Raw genomic sequence first — 9,337 nt, forward strand, 5'->3', positions numbered from 1 at the left:
GGCTGCCGCCCCGGCACCGGCGCACCCTGCTGCTCTACGACGGTCTCGGCCTCGACCTGCCGGAGACGGCGGCAGAGACCGAGGCGAGCACCCCGACGGCGGCCAACCGGCTGCTGCACGCGCGGGAGGCGGTCGCCGAGCGGGTGCCCGAACTGGCCGACCCGGAGGAGCTGCACGCGAAGCTCGGCACCCTCACCCGTACCGTCGCGCCGCCGTCGATCGCACCGGCGGGCGCCGTACGGACTGCGGGCGAACGGCGGGCCAAGTTCTGGACGCGGTCGGCCGTCGCCCTGACCGTACTGATCATCGGGGCGACCGCGTTCACCGTCGCGACAGCGCCCAGGCAGTACGAGCCGCCGCGCGCGCCGAGCGAGCGGGTCGGCGGGGTGCCGCAGCGCGGCGGCCCCGAGCAGCTGACGGGCGCGGACCTGAAGCTGCGCGAGAGGCTGATGGACGAGCCGATGAACGGGCCGCCCCGGCTGGTGCCGGAGGCGCACTGACGGACCGTACGACGGCACGCGGCCGGTCCCGCACCCCTGATGTCCGGGGTGCGGGACCGGCCGCGTGTGTGCGCTGTGACGGCGCGTGCCGTCTGCGGTCAGCCGTCAGCCCGCGAGGATGGCGCGCGCCAGCTCGGCGGTCTCGGTCGGGGTCTTGCCGACCTTCACGCCCGCGGCCTCCAGGGCCTCCTTCTTCGCCTGCGCCGTGCCGGAGGAGCCGGAGACGATGGCGCCGGCGTGGCCCATCGTCTTGCCCTCGGGCGCGGTGAAGCCCGCGACGTAGCCGACGACCGGCTTCGTCACGTTCTTGGCGATGAAGTCGGCCGCGCGCTCCTCGGCGTCGCCGCCGATCTCGCCGATCATCACGATCAGGTCGGTCTCGGGGTCGGCCTCGAACGCCTCAAGGGCGTCGATGTGCGTCGTACCGATGACCGGGTCGCCACCGATGCCGACGGCGGACGAGAAGCCGATGTCGCGCAGCTCGTACATCATCTGGTAGGTCAGCGTGCCGGACTTGGACACGAGACCGATCCGGCCGGGCTTGGTGATGTCGCCCGGGATGATGCCGGCGTTGGACTGGCCGGGGGTGATCAGACCCGGGCAGTTCGGGCCGATGATCCGGGTCTTGTTGCCCTTCGAGCCCGCGTACGCCCAGAAGGCGGCGGAGTCGTGGACGGCGATGCCCTCGGTGATGACGACCGCGAGGGGGATCTCCGCGTCGATCGCCTCGACGACGGCGGCCTTCGCGAAGGCCGGCGGTACGAAGACGACCGAGACGTCGGCGCCGGTCTCCTTGATCGCGTCGGCGACGGAGCCGAACACGGGGACCTCGGTGCCGTCGAAGTCGACGGACGTACCGGCCTTGCGGGGGTTCACACCGCCGACGATGTTGGTGCCGTCGGCGAGCATGAGCTTGGTGTGCTTCATGCCGGTGGCGCCGGTCATCCCCTGGACGATGACCTTGCTTTCCTTGGTGAGGAAGATAGCCATGGTTGTGGTTTTCCCTCTTCCCTTACTTCGCAGCCGCGAGCTCGGCGGCCTTGTCGGCCGCGCCGTCCATGGTGTCCACGCGCTGCACGAGCGGGTGGTTGGCGTCCGACAGGATCTTGCGACCCAGCTCAGCGTTGTTGCCGTCGAGCCGCACGACCAGCGGCTTCTCGACCTTCTCGCCCTTGGAGGCGAGCAGTTCGAGGGCCTGCACGATGCCGTTGGCGACCTCGTCGCACGCGGTGATGCCACCGAAGACGTTGACGAAGACGGACTTGACGTCCGGGTCGCCGAGGATGATCTCCAGGCCGTTCGCCATGACCTCGGCCGAGGCGCCGCCGCCGATGTCGAGGAAGTTGGCCGGCTTCACACCGCTGTGCTTCTCACCGGCGTACGCGACGACGTCGAGGGTCGACATGACCAGACCCGCGCCGTTGCCGATGATGCCGACCTCGCCGTCGAGCTTCACGTAGTTGAGGTTCTTCGCCTTGGCGGCGGCCTCAAGAGGGTTGGCCGCGGCCTTGTCCTCAAGCGCCTCGTGCTCGGGCTGGCGGAAGTCCGCGTTCTCGTCGAGCGAGACCTTGCCGTCCAGCGCGATGATCTTGCCGTCACCGGACTTGACCAGCGGGTTCACCTCGACAAGGAGGGCGTCCTCCTTGATGAAGACGACCCACAGCTTCTGCAGGACGTCGGCGACCTGGTCGGCGATCTCGGCCGGGAACTTCGCGGCGGCGACGATCTCGGCGGCCTTCTCGGGGGTGCAGCCCTCGTTGGCGTCGACAGGGATCCTGGCGAGCGCCTCGGGGTTCTCCTCCGCGACGACCTCGATCTCCACGCCGCCCTGCACGGACGCCATGGCGAGGAACGTGCGGTTGGTGCGGTCGAGGAGGAACGAGACGTAGTACTCGTCCGCGATGTTCGCCGTCTCGGCCAGCATCACCTTGTGGACCGTGTGGCCCTTGATGTCCATGCCCAGGATCTGACCGGCCTTCTCGACGGCGTCAGCCGGGTCGGAGGCCAGCTTCACACCGCCGGCCTTGCCCCGGCCGCCGACCTTGACCTGCGCCTTGACGACGGCCCTGCCGCCGAGACGCGTGGTGACCTCTCGGGCCGCCTCAGGCGTGTCGATGACTTCACCGGCCAGCACCGGTACACCGTGCTTGGCGAAGAGGTCCCTCGCCTGATACTCGAACAGGTCCACGCGTGTCCGCTCCGTCCCTATGTCTGTGATTCCGCAGCCTGGTGATCGCGGGTTCGTTGGGTGCGTGGGCGTGCCGCGAAGGGCAACGTGACTGCGCTGTCACAGAGGGAGGCGTACACGCTGTCCGGTACGCGGCATGTCCGTCTCGCAGGTTATCCCCGAGGGCCGTGGGACCCTAAATCGCAGATCACACCTGAGCGGTGATACCTGTCACAGATCGTACGGACGGGCGACCGGCTCGTCCGGTACGGGCAGCGGACGCTTCTCTATCGCGGCCGCCATCGCATCGGGAAACAGGTCCGGGGTGCAGGCGAAGGCGGGGGCGCCCAGCTCGGCGAGTGCCGCCGCGTGCTCCCTGTCGTACGCGGGCGCTCCCTCGTCGGACAGCGCGAGCAGCGCGACGAACTGCACGCCCGACGCCTTCATCGCCGCGACCCGCTTCAGCATCTCGTCGCGTATGCCGCCCTCGTAGAGATCGCTGATGAGGACGACGACGGTGTCGGCGGGGCGGGTGATCTGCGACTGGCAGTACGCCAGGGCGCGGTTGATGTCGGTGCCGCCGCCGAGCTGGGTGCCGAACAGCACGTCCACCGGATCGTCGAGCTGGTCGGTGAGATCGACCACCGCCGTGTCGAAGACGACGAGCCGGGTGGCGATGGAGCGCATCGAGGCGAGGACGGCGCCGAAGACGGAGGCGTAGACGACGGAGGCGGCCATCGACCCCGACTGGTCGATGCAGAGCACGACTTCCTTCTTGACGGACTGGGCGGCCCGCCCGTACCCGATCAGCCGCTCGGGCACGATCGTGCCGTGTTCGGGCAGGTAGTTCTTGAGGTTGGCCCGGATCGTGCGGTCCCAGTCGATGTCGCGGTGGCGCGGCCTGCTGATCCGCGCCGACCGGTCGAGCGCGCCGGTCAGGGTGGCGCGGGTGCGGGTGGCGAGCCGCTTCTCGATGTCGTCTACGACCTTGCGCACGACGGCGCGCGCGGTCTCCTTCGTCGTCTCCGGCATGGCCTTGTTGAGCGAGAGCAGGGTGCCGACGAGATGCACGTCGGCCTCGACGGCCTCCAGCATCTCCGGCTCCAGGAGCAGCGCGGAGAGCCCGAGTCTGCTGATGGCGTCGCGCTGCATGACCTGGACGACCGAGCTGGGGAAGTACGTACGGATGTCGCCGAGCCAGCGCGCGACGGACGGCGCCGAGGCACCGAGCCCGGCCGAGCGGTCGGAGCGCCCGCCGCCGCTCTTCCCCGCGCCGTACAGCGCGGACAGCGCGCCGTCCATGGCCGCGTCCTGGCCGGTCAGCCCCCGGCCCGTGCCGTCGGCGCCGCCCCCGCCGAGCACGAGACGCCAGCGGCGCAGCCGCTCGTCCACCGCGCTGTCGTGCGCGCTGTCGGTACCGGTTCCCGCTGTGCCGTTCGCCGTCATCAGGCCACCTCCGTCAGTTCGTCGCCGAGCAGCAGTCGCAGCACGGGCAGTACGGCGTCGGCGCGCGGTCCGTCGAGTCCCGCGCCGAAGCCGGGGGCGCCCGCGTCGGCCGGCACGGGGACGCCGCCGCCGGACGTCGCGGGGCCGCGCCTGACCAACTCGCCGAGGGTGCGCCGCACTCCGGGCTCGTACGCGGCGAACGTGCGGCGCAGCAGCGGCAGCACATCCGTGAACGACGCCTCGGGTACGCCGGTCAGCCAGGCGTCGAGCAGGCCGAGCAGCCGCTCGTCGTGCACGAGCAGCATCCCGCCGCCGGAGGCGCCGCCGACGAACCCCTCGACCCAGGCCGCCGCGTCGGCCGGTGGTGTGCCCGGGGAGAGCGCGAGGCTCATGAACCGCGCCGCTTCGTCCTCTTCGAGCCGTCCGTCGTCCAGCAGCAGCCGGGCGGCGCGGCCTCTGATCACGCCGGGCACGGTGTCGCGGGCGGCGAGCTTGTGCAGCACCGCTCCCCAACGCTCGCCCATCGCGGGCGAGTTGTCCGGGAGGAGCCCGATGGCCGTGTGGACGCTGTCGAGATGGCCGCGCATCTCGGCCGCGCCGTCCTCGTCGAGTCCCGTACAGGCGGGCGGCAGTCCGACGCAGACCCGCTCCACGAGTCCTGCGGCGACCTCGCCGAGCGCCGCCGTGTCCGTGGACCGTACGTCGCCGTAGCGCAGCGAGCGGGCGAGGGCGGGCAGGGCCTGGGCGAGATGGCCGACGTCCGCGTCGAGCGCGGCGCGGTCCGCGAGGGCGCGCATCACCACGGGCAGCGCTTCGGGCAGTTCGGCCAGCAGGCAGCGCTCGGCGAGCGCGGTGATCTCGGCGAGGGCGGTCGCTTCGACGGCCCGTGCCGCCGCCTTGGCGGTGGCGGCGGTGAGCACGGTCGTGCCCCAGACGCCGGCCTCGGCGACCCGTACGTACAGCTCGGGCTCCCAGCGCAGCCGCCAGCTCTCCCGGAAGGTGCCGGTGCTGCCCCGTCCGGCCGAGGGTTCGCCCCAGCCGATGGCGAGCAGCCGCAGCCGGTGCAGCAGCCGGCTGCGCCCGGCGTCGGTCTCCTTGCGCAGGTCGAGATCCAGCTCGCGCTCCAGCGCCTCGGGCTTGAGGCGCAGGGTGCGCTGCGCGCGGGTGAGGTCGCGCTGGAGCGGCACAGCGGGCGCGGCGTCCGGGACTTCGCCGAGCACGTCGCCGACGACGAGCCGGTCCCTGATGAGGTCGAGCGGCACGTCCGACCCCTCGCAGAGCACGGCCCTGACGGCGTCGGTCGTCTCGGTGAGTCCGGCCAGCGGACGGCCGCGCAGGACGGCGAGGGCCTCGGCGAGCCGGACGGCCTCGATGACATGGGCGGAGGAGACGATCCGGTCCTCCTCCCGCAGCAGCCCGGCGACCTTGGTCAGCCAGCGCTCGACGGGCCGGTCGGCCACGCCGAACAGATGGCTGTACCAGCCGGGCGAGTCGATTCCGGCGCCGTAGCCGCTGTGCCGGGCGAGCCTGCGATGGGTCCAGGGCACCCAGGTCACTTCGGTCTTGACCTTCGGCAGCCCTTTCAGCAGGGCGCGGTCGGCGGTGGCCGTGGTGCGCTCCATCAGCGCGGGCACATGCCAGGCCCCGCAGACGACGGCGACCTCGGCGGCGCCGAACTCCTTTTGCGCCGCGCGCAGTTGGATACGCATATGGGCCTCGCGGACCAGATCGCGCCCGTGCCCGCCGACGCCGTACGTCTCCCGCAGCGCCCCCATCGCCTCGGCGAGCGCTTCGAACGGCGCGAAGGGGTCGCCGGCTCCCGGGCCCTGGTGCTCGACGACGTCCTCCCACCAGCGCTCGGGGTCGTCGTAGCCGGCGGTCTCCGCGAGCACGGCGAGCGGGTCGATCCGCAGCTCCTCCGCGGGCTCGTCGGCACCGTCGGGCGCTTCCCCGCCCCCTTCCGTGCCCGCCTCTTCGGATTCCTGGGCGAGCGTGTGCGCGGCCGGCAGGTCGATGAACCGTACGGGTACGTCATGGCCGAGCGCCCAGCGGATCGCGACCCACTCCGGGGAGAACTCCGCGAGCGGCCAGAACGCGGCGCGCCCCGGGTCGTCCACGGCGTGCGCGAGGAGCGCGACGGGCGGGCGCATCGTCTCCTCGGCGGCGAGCGCGACCAGCGCGTCGCCCTCGGGCGGCCCTTCGACGAGCACGACGCTCGGCGCCGCCGCTTCGAGCGCCGCCCGCACGGCCCGCGCGGACCCGGGTCCGTGGTGCCGGACCCCGAGCAGCAGCGGCCCGCGCCCCGCCCTCCCCCGCGCGGCGCTCACACGCTCACCTCGCGGCAGGCGCGGTAGAAGTCCTTCCAGCCGTCGCGCTCACGCACGACCGTCTCGACGTACTCCTGCCAGATCACCCGGTCGGCCGCCGGGTCACGGACGACGGCGCCGAGGATGCCCGCCGCGACGTCGCCGGGGCGCAGCACGCCGTCGCCGAAGTGGGTGGCGAGGGCGAGGCCGTTGGTGACGACCGAGATCGCCTCGGCCGTGGAGAGCGTGCCCGACGGCGACTTGAGTTTCGTACGGCCGTCGGTCGTGACTCCGTCGCGCAGCTCGCGGAAGACCGTGACGACCCGGCGGATCTCGTCGATGCCCTCGGGTCCTGTGGGCAGTTCGAGCGAGCGGCCGATCTGGTCGACGCGGCGCGAGACGATCTCGACCTCGGCCTCGGGGGTGGCGGGCAGCGGCAGCACGACGGTGTTGAAGCGCCTGCGCAGGGCGCTCGACAGGTCGTTGACCCCGCGGTCGCGGTCGTTGGCCGTGGCGATCACGTTGAACCCGCGCACCGCCTGGACCTCCTGGCCCAGTTCGGGGATGGGCAGGGTCTTCTCGGACAAAATCGTGATGAGCGAGTCCTGGACGTCGGCGGGGATCCGGGTCAGCTCCTCGATCCGGGCCGTCATGCCCTCGGTCATGGCCCGCATCAGCGGGCTGGGCACCAGCGCCGCCCTGCTGGGGCCGTTGGTCAGCAGTTGGGCGTAGTTCCAGCCGTAGCGGATCGCCTCCTCGGGCGTGCCCGCGGTGCCCTGCACGAGCAGTGTCGAGTCGCCGCTGACCGCAGCGGCGAGATGCTCGGACACCCAGGTCTTGGCGGTGCCCGGCACGCCGAGCAGCAGCAGCGCCCGGTCGGTGGCGAGTGTGGTGACGGCGACCTCGACGATCCGCCGCGGCCCGACGTACTTCGGCGAGATGACGGTCCCGTCGGGGAGCGTGCCCCCGAGCAGATAGAGGGACACGGCCCACGGCGACAGCAGCCAGCGGGCCGGCCTCGGCCGGTCGTCGGCGGCGGCCAGCGCGGTGAGTTCGTCGGCGAACGCGTTCTCGGCGTGCGGCCGCAGGACCTCGGCGGTGGTTTCGGGCATGGTCATGGATCCCCCTCCAGATCGATCGACCGGATGTGGTTCCCACCGTGCACCACGGCACTGACAATCGACCGGCGCCGACCTGTTTCCGCAGGTGGGAGTGGTTTGTCAGTGCCGCGTCCTACCGTCGTACACATGAATCAACTGGGGGTGCGCTGGACGTCGGAGCAGGTGCTGGCCCTGGCTCCTGACCATGCGTCACGCAAGGCGGGGACCAAGCTGAGCACACCGGCGCCGTGGTCGGAGGCGGGCAGCACGGCGGAGGGGGTCGTCTGGGGTCTGTGCAAGGGCAGCGGCAGCAAGCCTTACCAGACCGTGGTGGACACGACGGGCCCCGCGTACAAGTGCACGTGCCCCAGCAGGAAGTTCCCGTGCAAGCACGCGCTGGGGCTGCTGATGCTGTGGGCGGAGGGCGAGGCGACGGTCGCGGCGGCCGAGCCGCCCGACTGGGCCGGGCAGTGGCTTGCAGGGCGCAGGAAGCGCGAGGAGGCCAAGGCGGGGCAGGAGGAGGGGCCGGACGGGGCAGGGTCGGCGAAGACGGCGGATCCGGAGGCCGCGAGGCGCAGGGCCGAGCGCAGGGCGGCGCGGATCACGGCGGGCGCGACGGAGCTGGAGCAGCGGCTGGCGGACCTGCTGCGCGGCGGCCTGGCGGCGGCGGAGCAGACGGGCTACGGGCTGTGGGAGGAGACGGCCGCCCGGATGGTCGACGCGCAGGCGCCCGGACTCGCGGGCAGGGCGCGGGAGTTGGGTGCGATCCCGGGCTCGGGTCCTGGCTGGCCGGTGCGGCTGCTCGAAGAGTCGGCGCTGCTGCGGCTGCTGACCGCCGGCTGGCTGGGGCTCGACCGGCTGCCCGAGCCGCTGGCGACGACGGTCCGCACCAGGACCGGTCTCCCCTCGCCTGCCGAAGGCCCGCCGGTCAGGGACCACTGGCTGATCCTGGCGCAGTACAACACCTCGGACGGCAAGCTGACCACGCGTCGGATCTGGCTGTACGGAAGGGACTCGGGCCGCTCGGCGCTGCTGCTGTCCTTCGGCGCCGCCGGCCGCTCCCCGCAACTGGCCCTGCCGGTGGGGCTGATGGTGGACGCGGAGATCACTCCGCACGGCGGCGCCGGGCAGTTGCGGGCCGACTGGGGCGAGCAGCTGGGCCCGCCGGTGCCGGTCCCGGCGCCGCCGCCCGGCGGACCGACGGCCGCGGCCCTCGCCGCGTACGGATCGGCCCTGCGGGACGACCCGTGGCTGGACTCCTGGCCGGTGACCCTGACCGGGGTCGTACCGGTGCCCGGTGTGGCGGACGGCTGGCAACTGGCCGACGCCGACGGGCGGTCCGCCCTTCCGGTCGCTCCGGCCGCGCTCGGCAGGCCCGGGCTGTGGAAACTCGCCGCGCTCTCCGGCGGCGCCCCCGTCACGGTCTTCGGCGAGTGCGGTCACCGCGGCTTCGACCCGCTCGCCGCCTGGTCCGAGGAGTCCTCGGCGATGGTTCCGCTCATCTGACCCCGTTCGGCCCGCGCCCGGCCCCGGCCCCGTCGCCCCCATCCGCAGGGAGGACCCACCCATGACCGACCCCGGCACCACAGCCACGCTCTGGGAAGAACTCGTCACCTCGGCGCTGCTCGGCACCGACCGCCGCACACCCCCGGCGGACATCATGGTCCCCGGCAAGGAAGCGCCGCTCGCGCTGCTGGACGCCGCCGCGCTGCACACCGTACGGCGGCGGGCCGGACTGCTGCCCGCGCCCGCAGCCGAGCTGCCGGGGCGCGCTCCCCACGACGGGCGCCGCACGCTGCCCGAGAAGGCGGGGAAGCG

Annotated in this window: 6 protein-coding genes and 2 pseudogenes; 3 read left to right on the plus strand and 5 right to left on the minus strand. The window is 72.7% G+C overall.

Annotation, left to right across the window (positions count from 1 at the left end; all coding sequences use genetic code 11):
- Positions 1 to 500: pseudogene (locus tag HY68_RS44820) on the plus strand (DNA-directed RNA polymerase sigma-70 factor); the annotation flags it as partial.
- Between the two features lie 105 nt (positions 501 to 605).
- On the opposite strand, the gene sucD reads toward HY68_RS44820, so the two are convergent.
- The 5 genes from sucD to HY68_RS06395 all read right to left on the minus strand — a co-directional run bounded on the left by sucD (position 606) and on the right by HY68_RS06395 (position 7,537).
- Positions 606 to 1,490 (minus strand): succinate--CoA ligase subunit alpha, encoded by an 885-nt coding sequence (sucD, locus tag HY68_RS06375; RefSeq protein WP_041985432.1) that lies wholly within the window; start codon positions 1,488 to 1,490, stop codon positions 606 to 608.
- Between the two features lie 22 nt (positions 1,491 to 1,512).
- Positions 1,513 to 2,688, minus strand: a complete 1,176-nt coding sequence (gene sucC / locus HY68_RS06380) for an ADP-forming succinate--CoA ligase subunit beta (protein WP_041985434.1) — start codon at positions 2,686 to 2,688, stop codon at positions 1,513 to 1,515.
- Positions 2,689 to 2,898: 210 nt separating this feature from the next.
- On the minus strand, positions 2,899 to 4,113 hold the full coding sequence (locus HY68_RS06385; RefSeq protein WP_041985436.1) for a VWA domain-containing protein: 1,215 nt from the start codon (positions 4,111 to 4,113) through the stop codon (positions 2,899 to 2,901).
- Positions 4,113 to 6,440, minus strand: coding sequence for a DUF5682 family protein (locus HY68_RS06390; RefSeq protein ID WP_041985439.1), 2,328 nt, complete (start codon positions 6,438 to 6,440; stop codon positions 4,113 to 4,115). The genes HY68_RS06385 and HY68_RS06390 overlap by 1 nt, the downstream gene beginning before the upstream one ends.
- Complete coding sequence (locus HY68_RS06395) at positions 6,437 to 7,537, minus strand: AAA family ATPase (protein WP_041985442.1); 1,101 nt, start codon at positions 7,535 to 7,537, stop codon at positions 6,437 to 6,439. Before HY68_RS06395 ends, HY68_RS06390 begins: the two co-directional genes overlap by 4 nt.
- A 129-nt stretch (positions 7,538 to 7,666) precedes the next feature.
- Here HY68_RS06395 and HY68_RS06400 point away from each other — a divergent pair, with 129 nt between their 5' ends.
- Together HY68_RS06400 and HY68_RS44825 are read left to right on the plus strand one after the other, a co-directional pair.
- A complete protein-coding gene (locus HY68_RS06400; RefSeq protein WP_198533223.1) occupies positions 7,667 to 9,025 on the plus strand; it encodes an SWIM zinc finger family protein in 1,359 nt (452 codons plus the stop codon).
- Between the two features lie 61 nt (positions 9,026 to 9,086).
- Positions 9,087 to 9,337 (plus strand): annotated as a pseudogene (locus HY68_RS44825) (hypothetical protein); the annotation flags it as partial.

It is taken from the genome of Streptomyces sp. AcH 505 (assembly GCF_000818175.1).
In the GTDB taxonomy this organism is placed as follows: domain Bacteria; phylum Actinomycetota; class Actinomycetes; order Streptomycetales; family Streptomycetaceae; genus Streptomyces.

What these genes read in the sequence shown, in the direction of transcription:
- HY68_RS06400 (WP_198533223.1), top strand. Translation starts at nt 7,667, where the DNA reads ATGAATCAACTGGGGGTGCGCTGGACGTCGGAGCAGGTGCTGGCCCTG.
- HY68_RS06395 (WP_041985442.1), bottom strand. Translation starts at nt 7,537, where the DNA reads ATGACCATGCCCGAAACCACCGCCGAGGTCCTGCGGCCGCACGCCGAG.
- HY68_RS06385 (WP_041985436.1), bottom strand. Translation starts at nt 4,113, where the DNA reads ATGACGGCGAACGGCACAGCGGGAACCGGTACCGACAGCGCGCACGAC.
- sucD (WP_041985432.1), bottom strand. Translation starts at nt 1,490, where the DNA reads ATGGCTATCTTCCTCACCAAGGAAAGCAAGGTCATCGTCCAGGGGATG.